The 22,740-nt window shown below is 73.2% G+C and carries 18 protein-coding genes; 10 read left to right on the top strand and 8 right to left on the bottom strand.

All coding sequences use genetic code 11. From position 1 onward, the window contains the following. The first annotated feature begins 74 nt into the window (after window positions 1–74). Window positions 75–1,193 carry a threonine synthase gene (locus tag ACWEOZ_RS36830; RefSeq protein WP_451915294.1) on the top strand — a complete coding sequence of 373 codons (1,119 nt, stop codon included), beginning with the start codon at window positions 75–77 and terminating at the stop codon, window positions 1,191–1,193. Between the two features lie 73 nt (window positions 1,194–1,266). Here the strand turns inward: ACWEOZ_RS36830 and ACWEOZ_RS36825 are convergent, their stop codons facing one another. Next, window positions 1,267–2,574: a TIGR04013 family B12-binding domain/radical SAM domain-containing protein gene (locus tag ACWEOZ_RS36825; RefSeq protein WP_451915293.1), complete on the bottom strand. Its 1,308-nt coding sequence runs from the start codon at window positions 2,572–2,574 to the stop codon at window positions 1,267–1,269. A 60-nt stretch (window positions 2,575–2,634) separates the two neighbouring features. Then, a complete protein-coding gene (locus tag ACWEOZ_RS36820; protein WP_451915292.1) occupies window positions 2,635–4,830 on the bottom strand; it encodes a hypothetical protein in 2,196 nt (731 codons plus the stop codon). Between the two features lie 244 nt (window positions 4,831–5,074). Here ACWEOZ_RS36820 and ACWEOZ_RS36815 point away from each other — a divergent pair, with 244 nt between their 5' ends. The 8 genes from ACWEOZ_RS36815 (at window position 5,075) to ACWEOZ_RS36780 (ending at window position 14,730) form a co-directional block, all read left to right on the top strand. Next, the gene (locus ACWEOZ_RS36815) at window positions 5,075–6,229 is read left to right on the top strand and encodes a uroporphyrinogen-III synthase (RefSeq protein ID WP_451915291.1); all 1,155 of its coding nucleotides are present in this window, start codon (window positions 5,075–5,077) and stop codon (window positions 6,227–6,229) included. After that, entirely contained in the window at window positions 6,226–6,897 is a 672-nt protein-coding gene (locus ACWEOZ_RS36810; RefSeq protein WP_451915290.1) for a sirohydrochlorin chelatase, read from the top strand. Before ACWEOZ_RS36815 ends, ACWEOZ_RS36810 begins: the two co-directional genes overlap by 4 nt. A 68-nt stretch (window positions 6,898–6,965) precedes the next feature. Next, window positions 6,966–9,050, top strand: a complete 2,085-nt coding sequence (locus ACWEOZ_RS36805) for a molybdopterin oxidoreductase family protein (RefSeq protein ID WP_451915289.1) — start codon at window positions 6,966–6,968, stop codon at window positions 9,048–9,050. Beyond that, window positions 9,047–9,391 carry a molybdopterin oxidoreductase gene (locus tag ACWEOZ_RS36800; RefSeq protein ID WP_451915288.1) on the top strand — a complete coding sequence of 115 codons (345 nt, stop codon included), beginning with the start codon at window positions 9,047–9,049 and terminating at the stop codon, window positions 9,389–9,391. Before ACWEOZ_RS36805 ends, ACWEOZ_RS36800 begins: the two co-directional genes overlap by 4 nt. After that, window positions 9,391–11,847, top strand: a complete 2,457-nt coding sequence (nirB, locus tag ACWEOZ_RS36795; protein WP_451915287.1) for a nitrite reductase large subunit NirB — start codon at window positions 9,391–9,393, stop codon at window positions 11,845–11,847. The genes ACWEOZ_RS36800 and nirB overlap by 1 nt, the downstream gene beginning before the upstream one ends. After that, window positions 11,844–12,167, top strand: coding sequence for a Rieske (2Fe-2S) protein (locus tag ACWEOZ_RS36790; protein ID WP_451915286.1), 324 nt, complete (start codon window positions 11,844–11,846; stop codon window positions 12,165–12,167). Before nirB ends, ACWEOZ_RS36790 begins: the two co-directional genes overlap by 4 nt. Next, entirely contained in the window at window positions 12,164–13,498 is a 1,335-nt protein-coding gene (locus ACWEOZ_RS36785; protein WP_451915285.1) for a nitrate/nitrite transporter, read from the top strand. The genes ACWEOZ_RS36790 and ACWEOZ_RS36785 overlap by 4 nt, the downstream gene beginning before the upstream one ends. Window positions 13,499–13,569: 71 nt before the next feature. Beyond that, on the top strand, window positions 13,570–14,730 hold the full coding sequence (locus ACWEOZ_RS36780) for an MFS transporter (protein WP_451915284.1): 1,161 nt from the start codon (window positions 13,570–13,572) through the stop codon (window positions 14,728–14,730). Between the two features lie 6 nt (window positions 14,731–14,736). Here ACWEOZ_RS36780 and ACWEOZ_RS36775 read toward each other — a convergent pair whose 3' ends face one another. The 6 genes from ACWEOZ_RS36775 to ACWEOZ_RS36750 all read right to left on the bottom strand — a co-directional run bounded on the left by ACWEOZ_RS36775 (window position 14,737) and on the right by ACWEOZ_RS36750 (window position 21,589). After that, complete coding sequence (locus ACWEOZ_RS36775; RefSeq protein WP_451915283.1) at window positions 14,737–15,948, bottom strand: AGE family epimerase/isomerase; 1,212 nt, start codon at window positions 15,946–15,948, stop codon at window positions 14,737–14,739. A 28-nt stretch (window positions 15,949–15,976) separates the two neighbouring features. Beyond that, complete coding sequence (locus ACWEOZ_RS36770) at window positions 15,977–17,209, bottom strand: PP2C family protein-serine/threonine phosphatase (protein ID WP_451915282.1); 1,233 nt, start codon at window positions 17,207–17,209, stop codon at window positions 15,977–15,979. 46 nt (window positions 17,210–17,255) lie between these two features. Next, the gene (locus ACWEOZ_RS36765) at window positions 17,256–18,308 is read right to left on the bottom strand and encodes a S1 family peptidase (protein WP_451915281.1); all 1,053 of its coding nucleotides are present in this window, start codon (window positions 18,306–18,308) and stop codon (window positions 17,256–17,258) included. 106 nt (window positions 18,309–18,414) lie between these two features. After that, a complete protein-coding gene (locus ACWEOZ_RS36760) occupies window positions 18,415–19,278 on the bottom strand; it encodes an alpha/beta fold hydrolase (protein WP_451915280.1) in 864 nt (287 codons plus the stop codon). Continuing rightward, complete coding sequence (locus ACWEOZ_RS36755; RefSeq protein WP_451915279.1) at window positions 19,275–20,141, bottom strand: SDR family NAD(P)-dependent oxidoreductase; 867 nt, start codon at window positions 20,139–20,141, stop codon at window positions 19,275–19,277. Before ACWEOZ_RS36755 ends, ACWEOZ_RS36760 begins: the two co-directional genes overlap by 4 nt. Continuing rightward, window positions 20,138–21,589 (bottom strand): flavin-containing monooxygenase, encoded by a 1,452-nt coding sequence (locus ACWEOZ_RS36750; protein ID WP_451915278.1) that lies wholly within the window; start codon window positions 21,587–21,589, stop codon window positions 20,138–20,140. The genes ACWEOZ_RS36755 and ACWEOZ_RS36750 overlap by 4 nt, the downstream gene beginning before the upstream one ends. Window positions 21,590–21,678: 89 nt before the next feature. On the opposite strand from ACWEOZ_RS36750, the gene ACWEOZ_RS36745 reads away from it, so the two are divergent. Then, entirely contained in the window at window positions 21,679–22,698 is a 1,020-nt protein-coding gene (locus ACWEOZ_RS36745) for an AraC family transcriptional regulator (protein WP_451915277.1), read from the top strand. The last annotated feature ends 42 nt before the right edge of the window (window positions 22,699–22,740 follow it).

The raw sequence follows: 22,740 nt of genomic DNA, 5'->3' as shown, positions 1-22,740 counted from the left end.
TTTTTTAGCACTGAACCGAGGGGAGTGCCAAGTCCTTCGGCGGAAAAAATCGCCGGCTCTGGCAAGATCGGTCCATGCTTGTGGACCGGGCCGGGCGCCGCTACCCGCTGGACGAGCCGCGCTGGCGCGGCGACGACGGATCGCCGCTGCTGGTCGAGGCGCTGCCCGGCATCACCCGGGACGACGTGGACACCACGGTACGGTCGCAGTGGCGTTACGCGGCCGCGCTGCCGCAGCCGCTCGGACGGCGGATCACCCTCGGTGAGGGGCTCACGCCGCTGCTGCCGTTCGACGTCGACGGGGTGCCGTTGTCGGTCAAGCCGGAGTGGTTCAACCCGACCGCCAGTTTCAAGGACCGCGGCACCACCGTGATGATGTCGGCCCTGGCTACGCAGGGTGTCACGGAGATGTTGGAGGACAGCAGCGGCAACGGCGGTTCCTCGGTGGCCGCGTACGCGGCGGCGGCCGGCATCCGGGCCACCATCCTCGCGCCCGAGTCGACCTCACCGGCGAAGATCCAGCAGAGCCGGGTGCACGGGGCGTCCGTGGAGCTGGTGCCCGGCAGCCGGCAGGCCACCGCTGACGAGGCTGTGCGCCGTTCGGCGTCGACGTTCTACGCCAGCCACAACTGGCACCCCTTCTTCCTGCAGGGGACGAAGCTCCTCGCGTACGAGATCTGGGAGGATCTGGGCTTCCGCGCGCCAGATGCGGTTGTCCTGCCGGCCGGCGCCGGCAGTCTGGTCCTGGGTTTCCACCTCGGCTTCGGCGAGCTGCTGCGGTCCGGCGCGATCCGGCGCCGTCCCCGGCTGCTGGTAGCGCAGCCGGCGCATTGCAGCCCGCTGGTCGCCGCTTTCGCGGCCGGGGCTCCGTCGGTGACGCCCGGGCCGTGGAGCCCGACGGTCGCCGAGGGTACGGCGATCGCGGTCCCGGTCCGCGATCGCGAGGTGCTGGCGGCGATCCGCGAGTCGGAGGGTGATCTGGCGGCCGTGCCGGAGGCGGCGATCGGCCCGGCGACGTTCGAGCTGGCCCGCCGCGGCCTGTACGCGGAGCCGACCAGCTCCATCGTGGTCCCGGCGATCCGCGAGTTCGTGCGCCGCGGGAGCCTGCGGCCGGGCGAGGCGACGGTGGTCATCCTGACCGGCTCGGCTTTGAAGGCCTCGGACGCGGTCGGCCGCCTGCTGCCCGCGACCTGATCCCGGACGGCCTGCCCCGGCCGCGCGCTGGCCGGGACCGCCTGCCCTCCGCGGCCGCGAGCCGGAGGTCTGATCAGGGCTTGTCCGGCAGCACCGGCAGGATCGTGCGGCTGCGGCCCGGTCGGGGGTAGGCCTCGGCCGCCGCCGCGAGCCGGCTCGCGTGGTCCCGCTGCCGCTGCCAGTGCCCGTACAGCGCCCCCCGCTGCGACAGCCGGTCCACCTCCCGGATCGTCTCAGGGTCGACGTCCCCGGCCGGCGCGTCACGCCACGGCGTGCCCGGCAGCGGCATGAACGTGTGGGCGTGGATGCGGGCACCCAGATCGGCCAGCTCGCGGGCCAGGTCCAGCGACGCCTCCACGTCGGCGCGGTCCTCGCCCGGCATGCCGAAGATCATGTCCACGTTGATCCTGAAGCCTTCCTCGAGTCCGAGCCGGACCGCGCGGCGCACCTCCTCGACGCCGTGGCCGCGTTTCGCCGCCGCCAGCACCCGGTCGGAGCCGGACTGGGCGCCGACGATGATGTTGGTGTTGTCGCAGTAGCGCCGGACCAGGCGCAGCGCCTCGCGGCTCACGTGTTCCGGGCGGATCTCGCTGGGGAAGGAGCCGAAGAACACCCGCCCCCGCGGCCCGATGCCCTCGCGGCACGACGCCAGCAGTTCCTCCACCGCCGCCAGGTCCGGCTCGTCGGTCTGGGTGCCGTACGACAGCGCCGTCGGGGTGATGAAGCGGACGTCGCGCAGGCCGCGTTCGCGCATCCGGTCGACGTGCCAGCGGACGTTGGCCACGCTGCGGTGCCGGAACTTCGCGGAGAACATGAACGGGGTCTGGCAGAACCGGCAGGCGTAGACGCAGCCGCGGGTGATCTCCAGGGCGTTGAAGCGGTTCCAGCGCAGCGAGAAGCCGCGGAACTCGTCCAGGGAGCCGGTGCGCGCCGCCCGGCCGGTCTTCACCACGGTGCCGGCGGCGTCGCGGTAGACCAGGCCCGGCACGCCCGCCGGGTCGCCGGCGGCGTCGACCAGCCGCAGCAGCGTGGCCTCGCCCTCGCCGACCGCGGCCACGTCCCAGCCGGCGTCGAGCGTCTGCACCGGCTCCGCGGTGGCGTGCACCCCGCCCGCCACGTGGGTGACGTGCGGGCCGTCGGCCAGCGCCCGGATCTCCGCCAGCTCCTCGGCCAGCGCGGCCGCGTCGGGGGAGTAGAACGACCAGAGCACCAGCACCCGCGAGCCGGCCGCTGCCCGGATCTCGGCCGCGGTGGCCTCGGCCGACTCGGCGAAACGCACCTCGTACGAGGTCTCGGTCCGGTGCTCCTCGAGGGCGCCGAGCAGCACGTGGAACCCGTACGTGACCGCCTTGCGGTAGCGCAGGATCAGCACCACATCCATGCCGTCGCATCCTGCCAGGCGCCGGGGCGGCCCGGTGCGCGCCGGGCCGCCCCGAACGGGTCAGCCGACCGTCACCGTCACCGAGGCCTCGGAGCCGTTGTCGGCGTCCGCCGAGCCGGGGTACGTCGCCGAGAACGAGTGTGGGCCCTTCTCGTCCACGGTCACGGTCAGGCTGAACGAGCCGTCCGCGCCCGTCCGCAGGTCGGTCACCTTGCCCTTGCCGGTACGGCTCGGGGAGTGCCACGCGACGTAGAGGAAGCCGTCGCGTACGGGGCTGCCGTCGCCGGTGAGCACCTTGCCGGTGATGGTGACCTGGTCGCCGACCTTCGCGGTGGCCCGGCTGGCGGAGATGGATGTCCGGGACCCGGTGGTGGGGCTGCCGGCGGTGGCGAGCGTCTTCTCGTACCGGATGATGTCGTCCTTGCCGTGGGCCACGCCCAGCTGGGGGACGACCAGCCGGGCCCCCGCGGTGAGGCCCGCCTTGAGCGTCCACTGTGGCGTGGCGTCCAGCCGCACGTACGCGCGGGTGCTCAGCTGGGGCCCGGCCACGCCGTAGATCAGGAAGCTGAACGTCGGGGACACCCCGGCCTGCGCGGTCGCGTTCCTGTTGACCGTCGGCGGCTGGTACGTGAACTTGGTGCTGAAGTCGGCGACCGGGCTGACCGTGCCGTCGCGGTAGGCCAGGCCGGCCTTGACCGCCGCGGTCTGCCCGGCCGAGGTCTCCAGCGCGGCCTGGACCGAGCCGGTGGCGTCCAGATAGAGCTGCAGTTCCGGGGTGATCACGACCGGCACCGGGCCGGCCGAGAAGGTGATCGGCTGGAACCGGATCGGCTTGGCCAGCAGCGGCGTCTCCTTGAGCGAGCAGGCCGCGCTGCCGCTGATCGAGGCTTTCAACTGCGCGTCCTCGGTCAGCGTCCCGGTGAAGGACACGGCGGAGACCCCGCGCGGGCTCCACGACGCGGCGAAGTCGAAGCTCGGCGTGATGCTGATCGACCCGGTGATCTCCGCCTTCGCGGCGTTGCTGCAGGACACCGTACGTCTGATCGGCTGGACCACCGGGCCGCCGGCCGAGCGGGCGCTGATGTCGCCGGTCCCGAGGGCGAACGTCTCGTCGATCGTGGCCTCGGCGATGGCCTCGGTGAGCTTCGCCGGCCCGGCCTCGACCGTCCGGCCGTCGACCGCCACGACCTTGACCAGCAGGCCGTTCGGGGTGACCGGGGTGCTGCCCGCCGCGAGGATCTCGCCCGGCCTCGGCAGCGGCACGCCGGCGGCGAAGCGCAGCGTCTGCCGGCCGGCCGGGTCGCCGGTCACCGCGGTGAGCGCGGTCTCCGGCAGCACGGTGGTGCTGCTCGCGGCGATCAGGCGGAAGTCGCTCCACCGGCCGGAACGCAGGCTGCTCTGCACCGCACGCCCGTCGAGGCCCAGGGCGGCGATGTCCACCGCGCCGGACGCGCCGGAGGTGGCGGCGATGCCCGAGCCCAGCCGCGCGTCGAGGCGGGTCGCCCGGCCCCAGGTGCGGGCGCCGTTGACCGAGACCCGGGCCGAGGGGGACAGGTCCCGGTTGCGGGTGATCAGGTGCAGCTTGCCGGTGCCGGGCTCGACGGCCAGGCCGGGGGTGGCGGTGGAGACGATGCCGGTGGTGCGCCAGCCCGCGGACCGGTCGCCGGTGAGCACGGTCGTGCGGATCTTGCGGTCCCGGCCCGCCGCGGCGATCACCAGGCTCCCCGACCGGCCCACCGCCGCCGGCGAGGTGCTGAACCGGCCGCCCAGCGACGTCCAGCCGCTCCACTTGCCGCCGCGCAGGTGACGGACGCGCACCGTACCCTCGTCGTCGCGGACCACGACGGCGAAGGCGCCGCCGCCGAGAGCGGCGACGGCCGGCGCGCCGGTGGCGCCGCCGCCGAGGCCGGACCAGGCACCTGCCGTTCCGGTACGCACCCAGACCTGCTCGTCGGCGACCGTCGCGGCCAGCACCTGGCCGGAAGCGGGGTCCGCGCCGAGCCCCACACCGCTGGTGTCGTCCAGCGGCCGGGCGCCGGTGAACGTGGCCGCCTCGCCCCACCGCCCGCTCGTCGAGACCTGCTCGTTGAGCCGGCGCGGCTCGGAGCCCCGCCAGACCAGGCGCATCGCGTCGGCGCCGGTGGCGACCAAAGCCGGTGTGGTGTCCGGCACGGCCGAGGCCGACGCGTCCGGCAGGACCAGCAGGGCCGCGCCACCGAGACCGGCCACGGCCAGCAGGGTGAAGGTACGTCTCAAAGCACTCACATCCACGAGGTTCGGGCGACTACTCCCGTCGAACGCCCCGCGGGCCACCGGCGACGCGCCCCCTGGCCGGGTGGTCAGCAATCCTGCTGAAACATCCGACCCCGAACGGCTGAGACGAGGATCACCGGCTCCGGATCCGCTGTCACGGCGTCAAGATCGGCGAAGTGAGTCATGGTTTTCACCGTCGTAACACGTCCTACCTCCGCAGGTAATGGCTGGTGGAGAGCCTGCTGCCATGGCCGACTCGACCGGGCCGGTGACGCCCGCGGGCGTCGGCGGGCCCGTAACCCCCGCCGCCCCGCTGGCCGGCTTCACCATCGCCGTGACCGCTGAGCGGCGCCGCGAGGAACTGTCCGCCCTGTTCGAGCGGCGTGGCGCCAAGGTGCTGGTGGCGCCGGCGATCACGATCGTGCCGCTCGGCGACGACCAGGCATTGCACGCCGCCACCGAGGCCTGCGTGGGCCTGGCCCCCGACATCGTCGTAGCCACCACCGGGATCGGTTTCCGCGGCTGGCTGGAGGCGGCCGAGGGCTGGGGGATGGGCGACACGCTGCGGGCCGCCCTGAGCCGGGCCCGGCTCATCGCCCGCGGCGCCAAGCCGTGCGGCGCGATCCGGGCCGCCGACCTCACAGAGGACTGGTCGGCCGTGTCGGAGTCGTCCGAGGAGATCCTCGAGCGGCTGCTGGAGCAGGGCATCGCCGGCCGGCGCATCGCCGTGCAGCTGCACGGCGGCCCGCAGGCCGAGTTCACCGGCGCCCTGCGGGCCGCCGGGGCCGCGGTGGTGGAGATCCCGGTCTACCGGTGGACGCTGCCGCCGGACGTGGCCCCGGTACGGCGTCTCGTCACCCAGCTCGCCGCCGGCCAGGTCGACGCCGTGACCTTCACCAGCGCCCCCGCCGTGCAGGCCCTGCTGGAGATCGCCGGCGACAGCGCGGACGAGGTGCTCGACCGCTTCCGGGGCGCCACGATGGCCGCCTGCGTCGGGCCGGTCACCGCCGCCGCCCTGGTCGAGCAGGACGTGCCGGTGGTCACCCCGCACCGGTCCCGGCTGGGCGCCCTGGTCAAGGTCGTCACCGACGAACTGCCGCGCCGGGCCGTCCGGCTCGGCGTCGCCGGAACGGTCCTGGAGATCCGCGGCCACGCCGTCCTCATCGACGGCCGGCTGCAGGCCCTCCCCCCGGCCGCGATGGCCATCCTCACCGCCCTGGCCGGCCGCCCCGGCGCCGTGGTCTCGAAGGACCGCCTGGCCGCCGCCCTGCCCCGGGGCACCGACGGACACGCCGTCGACGTCGCGATCGCCCGGCTCCGGACGGCCCTGGGCCCGGCCGGGCACATCGAGACGATCATCAAACGCGGCTACCGGCTGCGCGTCGACGAGCAGGCCGGATGACCGCGTCGGCGCAGGACCGACCGCCGGTCCTGCTCGCGGTCGCGCACGGTACGCGCTCAGCCGCCGGCCAGGCGCAGATCCGGGACCTGGTGGACCGCATCGCAAGCCGGCGCCCCGACCTCGACGTCCGGCTGGCCTATGTGGACGTGCAGCAGCCCCGGGTCGGCGAGGCGATCCAGGGCCTGCGGGCGGTGGTGGTGCCGTTGCTGCTCTCGGCCGGCTACCACGTCCGGGTGGACATCGCCGAGGCGGTCGCGGCCAACGACGCTGTGGCCACGGCCCCGCTCGGTCCGGATCCGCTGCTGGTGCGCAGCCTGGAACGGGGGATCGCGGGGGCGGGAGCGGACGCAGTCGTGCTGGCCGCCGCGGGGTCCAGCGACCCGGCCTGGCGGGCCGACATCGCCGGCGTGGCCGCGCAGCTGGGAGCGCACGTGGCCTATGCGTCCGGCGCCGAGCTGCGGGTGCCGGAGGTGGTGGCCCGGCTCCGGGAGCAGGGCGCCCGGCGGATCGCTGTCGCGGCCTATCTGCTGGCCGAGGGATTGTTCTACCGGTCGCTGCACCGGGCCGGCGCGGACCTGGTGACACCGCCGTTGTGCGCCGACCCGGCGGTGGAGGACCTGGTGCTGGCCCGCTATCGCGATCTCACAATGGCGCCGAGCGCCTTGTAGGGTTTTTTGTACGCCGCGGCAATCGTTGCGGTCCGGTGAGGAAACGGTCACCCGCGAGCATCTTCGGTGTGACGGTGACCGAGACGCATTGCCCGTACTGCGCGTTGCAGTGCGGCATCGCGCTGACGCCTGAGATTCCCCGGGTGCGGCTGGAGCCCACCGAGTTCCCGGTGAACCGGGGTGGCCTGTGCGCCAAGGGCTGGACCGCGGCCGAGCTGCTGGACCACAAGGATCGGCTGCTCACGCCGCTGGTGCGCAAAGACCCGACCGATCGGGGCAGCCCGCTGCGGGAGGCGACCTGGGATGAGGCGTACGAGCGCATCGTCGCCGGCATCGAGCGCTGCCAGCAGGAGTACGGCCTCGACAGCGTCGGCGCCTTCGGTGGCGGTGGGCTGACCAACGAGAAGGCGTACACGCTGGGCAAGTTCGTGCGGGTGGCGTTGCGGTCCGCCTCGATCGACTACAACGGGCGTTTCTGCATGTCGTCCGCCGCCACCGCCGCGAACCGGGCGCTCGGGGTCGACCGGGGGCTGCCGTTCCCGCTCGAGGACGTGGCCCAGGCCCGTACGGTGCTGCTGGTCGGGGCCAACCCGGCCGACACGATGCCGCCGTCGATGCAGTACCTCGACGCCGGGCGGGCCGAGGGGGCCCGGCACATCGTCGTCGACCCGCGGCGTACGGCGACCGCCGCGGGCGCGTACCGGCATCTGCAGCCGCTGCCCGGCACGGACCTGGCGCTGGCCAACGGCCTGTTGCACATCGCGGTCCGGGAGGGCCAGGTCGACGAGGCCTACATCCGGGACCGGACCACCGGTTTCGAGCAGGTCCGCGCGGCCGTCGCCGCCTACTGGCCGGAACGGGTCGAGCGGATGACCGGCGTCAGCGAGGCCGACCTGCGGGAGACCGTCCGGCTGCTCGCCACCGAGCGACCGTCGATGATCCTCACCGCCCGCGGGGCCGAGCAGCACAGCAACGGCACCGACACCGCGCAGGCGTATCTCAACCTGGCCCTCGCGCTGGGCCTGGTCGGGCGGCCCTTCTCCGGTTACGGCACCATCACCGGTCAGGGCAACGGGCAGGGCGGCCGCGAGCACGGGCAGAAGGCCGACCAGTTGCCCGGCTACCGGCGGCTGGACGACCCGGCGGCCCGGGCGCACGTCGCCGGTGTCTGGGGTGTCGACCCGGACGAGCTTCCGCAGCCGGGCCGGTCCGCGTACGAGATGCTCGACCGGCTCGGCACCGACGGCGGCGTCCGCGCGCTGCTCGTGCTGGCCAGCAACATGGCCGTCTCCGCCCCGCACGCCGGGCACGTCATCGAGCGGCTGCGCGCCCTGGATCTGCTCGTCGTCTCCGACATCTTCCTCTCCGAGACCGCGGCGCTGGCCGACGTGGTGCTGCCCACGGCGCAGTTCGCCGAGGAGGAGGGCACGATGACCAACCTCGAGGGCCGGGTCATCCGCCGCCGGAGGGCGCTCCCGCCGCCGCCGGACGTGCGCACCGACCTGCAGTTCCTCAGCGGGCTGGCCGACCGGCTGGGCCGCGGGCAGTTCTTCAGCGACGACCCGCGGACCGTCTTCGACGAGCTGCGCCGGGCCAGCGCCGGCGGGATCGCCGACTACGCCGGCATCACCTACGAGCGGATCGAGGCCGAGCAGGGCGTCTTCTGGCCGTGCCCGGCCGAGGACCACCCGGGTACGCCGCGACTGTTCGCCGAGGAGTTCCCGACCGCGGACGGGCGCGCCAAGTTCGTCCGCGTCGAGCACCGCGACCCGCACGAGATGCCCGACCGGGACTACCCGTACGTGCTCACCACCGGCCGCAACATGCAGCAGTACCAGAGCGGCAACCAGACCCGCCGGGTCTCCGCCCTGACCGTCTCGCTGCCCGAGCCCCGCGTCGAGCTGCACCCCGACCTGGCCCGCCGGCTCGGCATCGCCGACAGCGACATGGTCGAGCTGTCCAGCCGCCGCGGCCGGGCGGTGTTCCGGGCCCGGCTCAACCCCGGCATCCGGCCGGACACCGTCTTCGCGCCGTTCCACTGGGGCGGCGACCAGGCCGTCAACCTGCTCACCGACCCGGCCCTCGACCGGCACTCCAAGATGCCCGCTTTCAAGGCGTGCGCGGTCGCCATCACGAAAGGAACACCCAGGTGAATTCCACTCCCCGCTTCCTGCAGGGCGTCTTCCCCTTCGAGGGCAAGGGCCTGGACCAGCCGGCCCCGATCGGCGTGCCGGGCTACGTCGTACCCGCCGGCGTGACCGCGCAGGCCGTCTACTTCCGCGGCGGCAACTCGGCCGACGAGCTCATCTGCTTCGTGCTGATGCGCGACGGCCGGCCGATGCGGTACTTCCCGGCCGGCGCCAAGGCTGACGTGCACATCCCGCTGCGGGTCGTCGAGGACCTGGACTCCGGGACGGCCGTCGAGCTGTGGCTGGCCGCACCGGCCGCCGTGACCGGCACCGTGGTCGTCGACCTCGGGCTGGTGGAGGTCTGATGGCGCCGCGACTGGTCGTCATCGGCAACGGCATGGCCGGCGCGCGGACGGTGGAGGAGATCCTCAGCCGCGGCGGCGACTTCGACATCACCATGTTCGGCGACGAGCCGTACGGCAACTACAACCGGATCATGCTGTCCAACGTCCTGGCCGGCGTCGAGGACGAGTCCGGCATCTTCCTCAACGACCTGAGCTGGTACGCCGACAACGGCATCACCCTGCACACCGGCCGCCGGATCAGCCGCATCGACCGGTTCGCCAAGCAGGTGTACGCCGAGGACGGCACCGCCACCCCGTACGACAAGCTGATCATCGCCACCGGCAGCCGGGCGTTCGTCCCGCCGATCCCCGGCATCCACCGTCCCGGCCGCGGCTACCACCAGGGCGTCTTCGCGTTCCGCACGCTCGACGACACCCGCAGCATGATCCGGTACGCCCGCGAGCACGAGCGGGCCGTGGTCATCGGTGGCGGCCTGCTCGGCCTCGAGGCGGCCCGCGGCCTGCAGAACCACCTCTCGCACGTGACCCTGCTGCACGCCGCCGGGCACTTGATGAACACCCAGCTCGACGCCCAGGCCGGCGCGATCCTGCAGCGCAGCGTGGAGAAGCTGGGCATCGAGGTGGTCTGCGACGCGATGACCACCGAGATCCTCGGCAAGCACGCGGTCACCGGGGTCACGCTGGCCGACGGCCGGGTCATCGAGTGCGACGTGGTCGTGGTGGCCGCCGGCATCCGGGCCAACACCGAGGTGGCTGCGGCCAGCGGGCTGGTGGTCGAGCGCGGCATCGTGGTCGACGACCAGATGCGCGCCCAGGACGAGCCGGACATCTACGTGGTGGGGGAGTGCGCCCAGCACCGGGGCGAGACGTATGGGCTGGTCGCCCCGCTGTGGGACCAGGCCAAGGTGCTGGCGGACCACCTCACCGGGCGGGACCCGCAGGCGGCGTACCACGGCTCGCGGATCGCCACCAAGCTCAAGGTGGCCGGGGTCGACGTCGCCTCGATGGGCCTGAAGGAGTCCGACCGCGAGGACGACGAGACGCTGGTCTTCAGCGAGCCCCGCAAGGGCATCTACAAGAGCGTGATCATCCGCGACGGCCGGCTGGTCGGCGCGACGCTGGTCGGTGACGTCAAGAAGGTCGCGTTCCTGATGCAGGCCTTCGACCGCGGGCTGGCGCTGCCCGAGGACCGGGTCGAGCTGATGTTCGACCTGGGTGGCCCGCCGGCCGAGGTCAGCGCGGCCGAGCTGGCCGACGACGCCCAGGTCTGCAACTGCAACGGGGTCACCAAGGGCACGATCGCCGAGACGGTGCACGGCGGCTGCAAGACGGTCAGCGGCGTGATGGACAAGACCCGGGCCGGCAAGGGCTGCGGCACCTGCAAGAGCCTGGTCGCGCAGATCGTCGAGTGGGCCGCCGGCGGCGCCGTCGAGGAGGACCCCAAGGCGAGCTGGTACGTGCCCGGCGTGCCGATGCCCAAGGCCGAGCTGATGACCGCGATCCGCACCCACGACCTGCGCTCGGTCTCGTCGGTCTTCGCCAAGCTGGTCCCCGGCGGCGAGGAGGACGCCAAGAGCAAGATGGGCCTGGCCTCGCTGCTGAAGATGATGTGGGGCGAGGACTACGTCGACGAGCGCGACGCCCGTTTCATCAACGACCGGGTGCACGCCAACATCCAGCGCGACGGCACGTTCTCGGTGGTGCCGCAGATGAAGGGCGGCGTCACCACGCCGGCCCAGCTGCGGCGGATCGCCGAGGTGGCCGAGAAGCACGCCGTACCCATGGTCAAGCTGACCGGCGGGCAGCGCATCGACCTGCTGGGGATCCCCAAGGAGACGCTGCCCAAGATCTGGGCCGACCTGGACATGCCCTCCGGCTACGCCTACGGCAAGAGCTTCCGCACGGTGAAGACCTGTGTGGGCTCGGACTTCTGCCGCTTCGGCGTCGGTGACTCCACCGCGCTGGGCATCGCTCTCGAGGAGCGCTACCAGGGCATCGAGGGGCCCGGCAAGATGAAACTCGCGGTCACCGGGTGCCCGCGCAACTGCGCCGAGGCGTACGTGAAGGACCTCGGCGTGGTGGCCATCGACGGCGGCCGCTGGGAGATCTACGTCGGCGGCGCGGCCGGCGCCCACGTCCGCAAGGGCGACCTGCTGGCCACGGTGGAGTCGCCCGAGGAGGTCATCACGCTGACCGGGCGCTTCCTGCAGTACTACCGGGAGAGCGCCAACTGGCTGGAGCGCACGTACGCGTGGGTGCCGAGGCTGGGCATCGAGCACATCCGCGCGGTGGTGGTCGACGACGCCGAGGGCATCGCCGCCGACCTGGACGCCGCGATGGCCGCCTCGGTCGCCGCCTACCGCGATCCGTGGAAGGAACGGGCCGAACCGGCCACCCCCGGGCAGTTCCGCACGTCGCTGCCGCTGGTCGTGCTGCCGCAGGTGCCGGTCCGATGAGGATCCTGGGGCCCGTCACCGACATCCCGCCGGGCGAGGGACGCACCTACGAGGTCGACGGCGAGATGGTCGCGGTCTTCCGGCTGCGCGACGGCTCGGTACGCGCGCTGTCCGCCGTCTGCCCGCACCGCGGCGGGCCGCTGGCCGACGGCCAGATCGACAACAAGGTGCTGGTCTGCCCGCTGCACCTCATGGCTTTCGACATCACCACCGGCTGCTCGCTGTCCGGCATCAGTGATCTCACCGTCTACCCCGTCACCGTCGACGCCGACGGTCACCTCGTCATCTCGTCGCTCACCGCCTCGGAGGTCCCGTCATGACCGCAACCCTCGAACGTCCCGCGGCGAGAACCGTCCGCGGGCACTGGATCGACGACTGGCGTCCCGAGGACCGGACGTTCTGGGACACCACCGGCGCCCCGATCGCCCGGCGCAACCTGATCGTCTCGATCTTCTCCGAGCACATCGGCTTCTCGGTGTGGACGCTGTGGTCGGTGCTGGTGCTGTTCCTCGGCCCCGCGTACGGCATCGACCCGGCCGGCAAGTTCCTGCTCACCGCCGTGCCCGCGCTGGTCGGCGGGGCGCTGCGGATCCCGTACACGTTCGCGGTGGCCCGTTTCGGCGGCCGTAACTGGACCATCATCAGCGCGTCCCTGCTGCTGATCCCGGCGGTGCTGGCCGCGTTCCTGATCGAACCCGGCGTCTCCTACACGACGCTGATCCTGCTGGCCGCGGTGGCCGGCGTCGGCGGCGGCAACTTCGCGTCGTCGATGGCCAACATCAACGCGTTCTACCCGGACCGGCTCAAGGGCTGGGCGCTGGGCATCAATGCCGGCGGTGGCAACCTCGGCGTCGCGGCCGTGCAGCTGGTCGGCCTGTTCGTGCTGGCCGTCTTCGGCGCCGGGCACCCGGGGGTCGTCGCCGGCATCTACATCCCGCTGATCGTGGTGGCCGTGCTCGGCTCGGCGCTGAAGATGGACAACCTGACCCAGGCCCGCAATGAGAAGCGGGGCATGCGCGACGCCGCCCGCGAGGGTCACACCTGGATCATGGCGCTGCTCTACATCGGCACCTTCGGCTCGTTCATCGGTTTCGGCTTCGCCTTCGGCCAGGTGCTGCAGGTGCAGTTCGCGCAGGACTTCGACACCCCGGTCAAGGCCGCCTACCTGACCTTCCTGGGCCCGCTGCTGGGCTCGCTGATCCGCCCGGTCGGCGGGGCGCTGGCCGACCGGCTCGGCGGCGCCCGGGTCACGTTCGCCAACTTCATCGCGATGGCGGCCGGCGCGAGCATCGTGCTGCTGGCCTCGCAACTGCGTTCGCTGCCGCTCTACCTGGTCGGCTTCATCGCCCTGTTCATCTTCAGCGGCATCGGCAACGGCTCGACGTACAAGATGATCCCGCGCATCTTCGCGCTGAAGAACCCGGGCGACGAGCACGAGGCCCGCCGGCTCTCCGGCGCGGTCATCGGCATCGCCGGCGCGATCGGCGCCTTCGGCGGGGTGCTGGTGAACCTGGCGTTCCGGCAGTCGTTCCTGACCTACAAGACGGCGGACGCGGCCTACATCGCGTTCATCGCCTTCTACGCGCTCTGTGTGCTGGTCACCTGGGCCGTCTACCTGCGCTCGTCGAGCCGCAAGCTCGCCGGCGTCTGAGCAGGCCGCGGAGCCCGGCCCGGCCGTCCATGTCGCAACGGGCGGTCCAGGCCATCCGGGATACTGAGCCCGTGGCCGAGATCTTCGCACCGTCCCCGGCGCCGGTGCGCCCCCGTCCGCCGTCGCTGCGGGTCGCCGTCGGTGGCGGTGCGGCGTTCTTCCTGATCGGGTTGCTCGTCGCGGTGTACGGCCCGCTCATACCCGTCCTGCGCGCGACGTTCGGCGGCTCGGCGACCGCGGCCAGTCTGCTGGTCAGCGCCCACTTCGCCGGATCCGTCCTCGGCGTGCTGACGGCGGGCGTGGCGGACCGGCGCAGCACCTTCCGCGTCCGGTTCCTCGTCGAGCTGGCCGTGGTCGCGGCCGGCGCCCTCGTGCTGATGGCCGCGCCGGCCTGGCCGGTCCTGCTGGGCGGAGCGTTTCTGCTCGGGCTCGGCTTCGGCGGGCTCGACCTCGACCTCAACGTCTACTTCGCATCCGCGTACGGCGAGCGTGGCGCCGTGGTCCTCAACCTGCTCAGTGCCGCCTTCGGGGTAGGTGCCGTCACCGGTCCGCTGCTGGTGGCGGCGACCGACGGGAACCGGCTCACCATCGGGCTCACGTACCTGGTCATCGCCGTGGCGACGATGCCGCTGCTGGCCGGCGCCCCGGCCCTGCAGCCGGCCGGCCCGCCCCGGGACCGGGCGACAGCCGGCGGGCGGACCCTGATCGTGGCCGCGTTCCTGGTGCTCTTCCTGCTCTACGTCGGCGCCGAGACCGGCGTGGCCAGCTGGGCCGCCACGTACCTGATCGAGGTCGTCGGCACCAGCGCCGACACCGCCGCCGGGGCCACCGCGACGTTCTGGGTCGCCTTCACCGCCGGCCGCCTGCTCGCCGCCCCGCTCAGTCTGCGTCTGCCGCCGGCCCGGCTGGTGCCCCTGACCCTGCTCCTCGCCACCGCGAGCATGGCCCTGGCCTGGTGGCCACCGGCGGCCGGCTACAGCTTCATCCTGACCGGCCTCTTCCTGGCCCCGGTGTTCCCCACCGCCCTGTCCTGGCTCGTCCAGGTCATCCCCGCGGCCGGCGCGTCCACCGCGCTGGTGATCGCCGGGGCCAGCTTCGGACCGGTCCTGATCTCACCGCTGATCGGGCTGACCCACGACCGGCTCGGGCCGGCCGCCATCGCGCCGGCCCTGGTCGCGGTCATCCTCCTCGACCTCGGGCTGGCTGTCGCCCTGCGGCGCAGCCGCCGGTGAGCCCGGCTACGCCGGGCCGGTCAGCGTCTCGGCCACGGCCGGCGCCAGCATCGGCGTCAGCGGCAGCCGGGCAGTCAGCGTCGCCTGCAGGCTGTGGTACAGGTCCGGCTTGCCCGGCCACACCGTCTCGGTCGGCTCGTTCTGCGCGTCGAGCTGGTGGAACCACGAGCCGTGGTCGTGGTCGAGCTGGTACGCCGCCGCATAGTCCCACCAGGTGCGGTACCAGGTCGCGTACTGCTCGCCGCCGAACCGGCGGTGCAGGGCCGCGGCGGCACTGATCGCCTCGGTGGTCACCCAGTGCATCCGGTCGCGGACCACCGGCGTGCCGTCCCAGTCGGTGGTGTAGACGAAGCCCGGCCGCCCGTCGACCGACCAGCCGTCACTGACCGCGCGGTCGAACAGGGATTGCGACGCCTCGGCCAGCCAGGACTCCGCCGGGCGGGCGGCCTCGGCGTGCAGGAACAGCCGCGACCACTCCAGGCCGTGACCGACCGTGGCCCCGTACGGCTTGAACGGGTGGTCCGGCTGCTCGCGGTGGAAGTCCGGCAGCGGCCGCCAGTGCTCGTCGTAGTGCTCCGGGATGCGCCAGTCGTGGGCCCGCGCGGTGTCGGCCACGAACCGGCAGACCCGCAGCGCCCGGTCCAGCCACGCGTCGTCGCCGGTCACGCCGGCGACCGTCAGCATCGCCTCGACCGCGTGCATGTTGCCGTTGATGCCGCGGTAGCCGTCCAGGACCGTGAAGTCGGCGTTCCAGCTGTCCACGCAGCGCCCGGCGTCGTCGTCCCAGAAGCGCTCGGCGAAGACCCCCTCGGCCGCGGCGAGCAGGACGGGCCCGCCGGTCAGCCCGGCGCTGGTCGCGGAGGCCCCGGCGAGCAGCACGAACGCGTGGTCGTAGCAGGCCTTGACCGTCCGGTCGCCGAGCGCGGGGAACCAGCCGCCGTGCTGCTGGTCGCAGAGCCGCCCGGTGAGCCCGCGCAGGGCCTGCTCGGCGATCGGGGCGGCGCCGGGCACACCGAGCAGAGTGCCGACGGCGTACACGTGGGTCATCCGCGAGCTGAGCAGGGTGGAGACCTGCTGCGCCGGGTCCGGCCGGCCGTGGGCGTCGAGCCAGCGGGCGCCGCCGGCCGGATCGGCGGTCCGGCGCCCGAAGGCCAGCAGCTCCCGGGTGTGCTGGTCCAGCCAGCGGTGATGGGCGGGGTTCGTCGGCCAGGAGGACATCTGGATCACTGTAGGGGGACCGCCGTCCTCATGCCGGGGCAATCCCCGGCGGCGCACCGCTGCCGGGCCAGTCGACGCTCATGGCCATCAGGGCGACGTCGTCGTCGAGGTCGTCGAAGGTGTCGAGCAGCTCCGCGAACGCCGTCACCGCCCCGGGCGCGTCGGTGGGTGTCAGCGTGCCGGCGAACGCCTCCAGGGCCTCGCTGCCGTAGCGCTGGTCGCCGGTCCGCGCGTCGGTGAGCCCGTCGCTGTACAGCATCAGTGTGTCGCCCGGGTCGAGCCGCAGCGTCCGGCTGACCAGCCGGGGGTGGGCGATGATGCCGATCAGGGTGCCGCCGGTGGTGTGCTGGTGCCGGGCGGTGCCGTCCGGGCGCAGCAGCAGCGGTGGCGGATGCCCGCCGCCGGCGATGGTGGCCGTCCAGCCGGTCCCGTCCGGGGTCAGCAGGCCGAAGACGACCGTGCAGTGCCGGTGGGCCTGGTTGCGGTACTCCTGGTACAGCACCGAGTTCAGGTTGCGCAGCACCGCTTCCGGCGTGGGGTCGTAGACGGCGGCGGCGCGCAGCGTGTAGCGGGCCGCGGCGGTCACGGCCGCCGCCTCGACGCCCTTGCCGCAGACGTCACCCAGGAAGAACCCCCAGCGGCCCTCGCTGAGCGGGAACAGGTCGTAGAAGTCGCCGCCCACCTCGTCGGGTGAGGCCATCCGGTAGTGCCCGGCCGTGCGCATGCCCGCCGGAGCGGGCAGGCTCACCGGCAGCAGGCTGCGCTGCAGGCCGGACACCAGGCCGCGGAGCCGTTCCCGGTCGCCCTCGGCGTCGCGGCGGGCCCGCAGCAGCTCCTGCTCGTACGCGCGGCGCTCCCGGGCGTCGAAGACCGTCGTGCGCACCATCAGCGGCGTGCCGTCGGCGCCGGTCTTGACCGTGGCGGTGACCAGCACCGGCAGCCGGGTGCCGTCGGCGGCCCGCAGCTCCAGGGCGATGCCGTTGATCTCGCCGCGCAACCGCAGCAGCGGCGCCAGGTGGGTCTCGTGGAAGACCTGACCGCCGACCGTGAGCAGCTCGACGAAGCGCCGTCGCCCGACCAGTTCCTCGCGGGTGTGCCCGAGCCAGCCCAGCAGCGTGGCGTTGACCCGCACGATCGTGCCGTCGGGCAGGGTGGCGAGATTGCCGCAGGGGGCGTTGTCGTAGAGCTCGTCGGTGTCGTCGCCCATGAGGGCAGCAAGCTCCGAGGGGATCCCGGCGGAGCGGGACGAGACCGCGTCCATCAGTGCATTCTTTCATCCCGCCCGGCGGTGGGCGAGCGGAGGCGGGTCACCGGCGGTGCCGGCGCACGCCGCTGCGCTGGTGGTCGCGCCGGCGCCGGCGGTTGCCCAGGACCAGGGCCGGCACCGCGCCGAAGCCGACGACCACGAAGGTGGCCAGCGCGGTGCGGACCACGGGGTCGGCGGCCGGGCCGTGGACCGCGGCTGCCAGCGAACTGTCGTCGGCCGGCGGAGCGCTCGGCCTCGTGGCCGCGGGCTTCTTCGCCGGCGCCTTGGACGACGCCTCGGGCGCCTTGGGGGCCGGTGCGGGGCGGCCGATGATGCCGGTGATCCAGCCGGCGATGGTGTCGATGCGCCCGCTCAGGTCGACCTTCGCGTGCGGGCACGACGGCCCGTGGCTGACCACCGAGATCAGCACCGCCCGGCCACCTTGCTGGGTGAAGTAGGGGCCGCCCGAGTCCTGCGAGCAGGGGCTGGTGGTGGCGCGGGGGGCGTGACCGCGCATGCCGACGTACGCGCGGCTGAGCGAGGCGACCTTGAACTGGCCGGTCTGCAGGTGGGTGGCCAGGCTCGACGGGTCGTCGTCGACCGTGCGGCCGTAGCCGGCCAGGCGCACGATCGTGCCGACCTTCGGCGCCTTGCGGTTGAGCCTGACCGGGGCGATGTCGGTGATCGGCTCGGCCAGCCGGGCCAGCGCCACGTCGGTGGCCGGGGACTGGCGCACCGCGATCACCTTGACCTCGTGTCCCGCGGTGCCGGACAGGTCGGTGCGCCCGGCGGTGGCGGTGGTCAGCCGGGCGACCAGGCGCGAGACGTGGGTGCCTTTGATGTTCTTGAAACAGTGCCCGGCGGTGATCACCCAGCGGGGTGCGACCAGCGCGCCCGTGCAGGAGCTGTCGCGCCGCCCGCCGCCCGCCTCGGGGATCCCGGTCATGGTGAGCTTCACCGCGAAGCCGTACCGGCCCGGCACGGCGTCCTCGCCGTTGGCGATCGCCGGCGGAGCCGCGGCGGCCCGCGCCGGGGCGCCGGGGCCGAGCACCAGGGCGACGGCGATCGCCGGCAGCAGGAGCACCAGCAACATCGTGGCGGAGCGCGGTCGCAAAAGGCGGTCCTTCCGGAGAGCAACTGTGCAACAAGACGTGGGAAACGTATCTTAAGTTGCAAGCGCCAATACCAATTGCTCTCCGGAACGGCCTGCTGACTGTGCGCTAGACGCTGGAGGAATGGGCAGCCAGGAACACCCGGGCCAGATCGGCGAAATCGTCGGCCCGCTCGATCTGCGGCATGTGCCCGGTATCCGGGAACAAATGGGTCCGGGCATGGGGAAAGGCCGCCCGGGCGGCGGTCAGGTGGGCCGCCGGCAGGATCAGGTCGCGGTCGCCCCAGACGATCAGCGCCGGCCGTGCATGGGCCGTGACCTGGCCCAGCAGCGTCTCCCGCCAGGGTGCACGGATGCCGCGCAGGGTGCCCAGCTCGCGGGCTGTCTGCAGGAAGACCCGGGCGTTGTGCGGCCGGGCGGCGACCCGCAGGGCGAACTCCACCCGCTCCTGAGTCACATGTGCACGGTCATGGAACAGGCTGCGTTCGATCCGGTACGCGGAGCGAGCATCGATACGCCGCAACAACGGTTCACCGAGGCCCGGAACGGCGAGAATACGCAAGGCCAGCGCCACTTCCTTGCCGAATCCGGCGCTGTTCACCAAAGTCAGCGTGGCGATCCGCGCAGGCGTCACCGCGAGCATCTTCATCGCCACCGCGCCGCCCAGTGAATTGCCCATCACGTGCAGTGGCCGGTCCTCGCCGAGAACGTCGACGGTGGCCGTCACCCCCTCGGCCAGCCCGGCCAGGGTCACCCGCCCCGGCAGCGGCTCGGACAACCCGAAACCGGGCAGGTCGACGCTGATCAGCCGGTGGTCGCCGGCCAGCCGCTCGTGCTGCGGATCCCAGTCCTCCAGGCTGCGGCCGATGCCGTGCAGCAGCAGTACCGGCGGGTGGCCCGGGTCGCCGCTCTCACGCACCCGGATCCGCACGCCGCGGACGGTCAGCTCCCGGACCGCTCCCGGACCGCTCATCGGGTCACCGCCGTACGGGCGCGGCGACCGGCCGTGGCGGTCAGCCGCCCGATCACCCGCATGTGGCTCACCGGCAGCAGCCGGGCGAGCACGTCGGGGAGCTTCGCGCTCGCGGCGATCAGCACCCGGGCGCGGCGCCGCTCGACGGCGTCGAGGATCTCCCGGGCCGCCTTCTCCGGCGGATACGTCAGCAGGGCGGCGAAGACCCGCTGTTGCGGCTCGACCTCGGCGGCCGGCACTCCCGCGCCGATCAGCGCGCTCTCGGCGATCCGGGTACGGATGCCACCCGGATGCACCGTCGTCACGCCCACACCCGACTCCAGCAGTTCGCCGCGCAGCACCTCGCTGAGCCCGCGCAGGGCGAACTTGCTGGCACTGTAGGCCGACTGTCCCGGCGGTGCGATGAGCCCGTACAGGCTGGAGACGTTGACCAGGTGGCTGCCCGGCTCGGCGGTCAGGGCCGGCAGCAGGTGGTGGATGAGCAGCATGGGCGCGGTGAAGTTGACCGCCATCACCTGCTCGAACTGCGCGACGTCGAGCTGGTCGAAGCGTCCGCCCAGCGCCATCCCGGCGTTGTTGATCAGCACGCCGATCGCCGGGTGCCGCTCGCGGATGCCGGCCGCGGTGCTCAGCACGGCCGCCCGGTCACCGAGGTCGGCGACCAGCGTCTCGACCGCGCGGGCGGGGTGCGTGGCCCGGATCCGCTCGGCGACAGCGTCGAGCCGTACCGCGTCGCGGTCGACCAGGACCAGGTCGCTGCCGCGGGCGGCGAGGCCGTGGGCCAGCTGCTCACCGATGCCGCTCGCGGCTCCGGTCAGCACGGCCGTCCGGCCCGGGAAACGGTACGGGCTCAGCCGCGTCATCGGATCTCCTCCAGCACGGGGGCGGTGGATCGGGTGAAGGTCATGTCCCGGCGTACGTCGGCCCGCGGGGTGGTGAGCACGTCGAGCAGGTAGTTCTGCCGGACGGTCCACGGGTCCTTGTCGCCCTGCTGCGGGAAGCGGTCCAGCGCCCGTTGCACGTAGCCGGACGTCAGGTCGAGCAGCGGCCGCCGGTTGCCGGGCCCTTCCTTCGGGGTGGCGCTGACGTATCCGGACCTGTCCAGGAAGGCCAGCAGCCGGCAGACGTAGCGGTGCGACAGGTCGGCCCGCAGCGTCCACGAGGCGTTGGTGTAGCCGATGCAGTAGGCGAAGTTCGGCACCCCGCTGAGCATCACGCCGCGGTACGCGACGCTCTTGCCCGGCTCGACCTCACGGCCGTCGACGGTGAGGGTGACACCGCCGATCGGCAGCAGCGACAGCCCGGTGGCCGACACCACGATGTCCGCCTCGAGGGTGCGGCCCGAGCGCAGCCGGATGCCTTCCGGCACGAACCGCTCGATGTGGTCGGTGACCATCGAGGCGGTGCCGTTCTTGATCGCCGCGAACAGGTCGCCGTCCGGGATCACGCACAGCCGCTGGTCCCAGGGCTGGTAGGCCGGGGTGAAGTGCTCGTCGACGTAGGCCGGGTCGGCCAGGTGCCGGACGGCGAAGCGGCGCAGGATGGCCTTGACGCGTTCCGGGCGGCGCCGGGCGAGCTGGTAGAAGGCCTGCGAGAGGACGATGTTCTTGGCCCGGGCCACCTTGTGGGCGACGCGGGCGGGCAGCCGCCGGCGCAGCAGGTCGGCGACCACGTCCCGCCCGGGCAGCACGGTCAGGTAGGACGGCGAGCGCTGGAGCATGGTGACGTGGGCGGCCGTCTCGGCCATCGCGGGCACCAGCGTCACCGCGGTCGCCCCGCTGCCGATCACCACCACTCGCTGGCCGGCGTGGTCCAGGTCGGCCGGCCACGACTGCGGGTGCACGAACCGGCCGGTGAAGTCGTCCAGCCCGGGGAAGTCCGGCTGGTGGCCGCGGGCGTAGTCGTAGTAGCCGGCGCACGCGTACAGGAAACGGCAGGTCAGGGTCTCGCCCCCGGCCAGCCGGACGGTCCACCGGCCGGCGCTCCAGTCGGCGGCGACGACCCGGGCGGAGAAGCGGATGTGCGGCGTGATGCCACCCTCGTCCGCCGTGTCCTGGATGTAGTCGCGGATGCTCTCGCCCGAGGCCAGCGAGCGGTCACCCTGCCAGGGGCGGAACGGGTAGCTGAGGGTGAACATGTCGGAGTCCGAGCGCACCCCGGGGTAGCGGAACAGGTCCCAGGTCCCGCCGATGGCGTCGCGGGCCTCGAGGATGGCGTAGCTGGTGCCCGGCCGCTGCTGGTGCAGCCGCCACGCCGCGCCGATCCCGGACAGCCCGGCGCCGATGATGAGCACGTCGAAGTGTTCGGCCATGGCGCCAGTCTCGGTCACCGCGGACCGGGCCGACTTGTCTTCACGCGACACTCATTTACCTCTGCGCGACACCACGGTTAGGGTTCGGCATGGAGTCGATGGTGCGGGCGGCGTCTCTGCGCGGGCTGCCGCAGCTGGTGGACGGGCTGGGCGGCGACGCCGCGGCGCTGCTGGCCCGGTTCCACGTGCCCGCCCCCGCCCTGGACTCCGACGACGCGGTGATCCCGTCGCCGGCCGCCGGGCGCATCCTCGAGACGGCCGCGGCCGAGCTCGGCTGTCCCGACCTGGGCCTGCGGCTGGCCGGGCAGCAGAACGCCACCGTGCTCGGCCCGCTCGCCCTGGCCATCGAGAATTCCCCGACGTTCGGCGCCGCGCTGGAGACCGCGAACCGCTTCCTGTTCGTGCACAGCCCGGCGCTGACCGTCTCGCAGATCCCGGACCCGGCCGGCCGGCCCGGCGTGGTGGGCCTGCTCTACCGCGGCACCGAGGCCGAGCCGCTGCCACCGCAGGTCGTCGACCTCGGGCTGGGCCTGTTCCACCGGATCATCGTGCTGCTGCACGGCGGCCCGTACGGCCTGCGCTCGGTGCACCTGCCGCACGCGCCGCTCGCGCCGGTGGGCAGCTACACCGCGTTCTTCGGCGCCGACGTGCGCTTCGACCGCCCGGACGCGGTGCTGCGGGTGCCCGGCGGGCTGGCCACCACGGCGGTGCCGGGCGGCAACCAGGTGCTGCGCGACATCGCGGTCGACTACATCACCAGCCATTTCCCGGCGCCGGGCCGGACCGTGTCCGACCGGGTGCACCTGCTGCTGTCCCAGGCGCTGGGCACGTCGCCGGTCGAGGTGGGCGCGATCGCCCGGCTGCTGCGGACCCACCCGCGGACCCTGCAGCGCCGCCTCGCCGCCGAGGGCACCACCTTCGAGGCCCTCCTCGACGACGTCCGGCGGGCCACCGCGGCCCGGCTGATCACCCAGACCGACCTGCCGCTGAGCCAGGTCACGGCCATGGTCGGACTGGCCGAGCAGTCGGCGCTGAGCCGGGCCGCGCGGCGCTGGTTCGGGGTCAGCCCGCGGGAGCTGCGTGCCACGGCGGCCGGCCCGTCCCGGTGAGACGCACCCCGCCCCACGGGTCGGGCTCGCCGAGCCGGGCCC

The sequence above is a fragment of the Actinoplanes sp. NPDC004185 genome (genome assembly GCF_053603475.1).
This window is presented reverse-complemented; position numbering and strand designations above follow the sequence as displayed.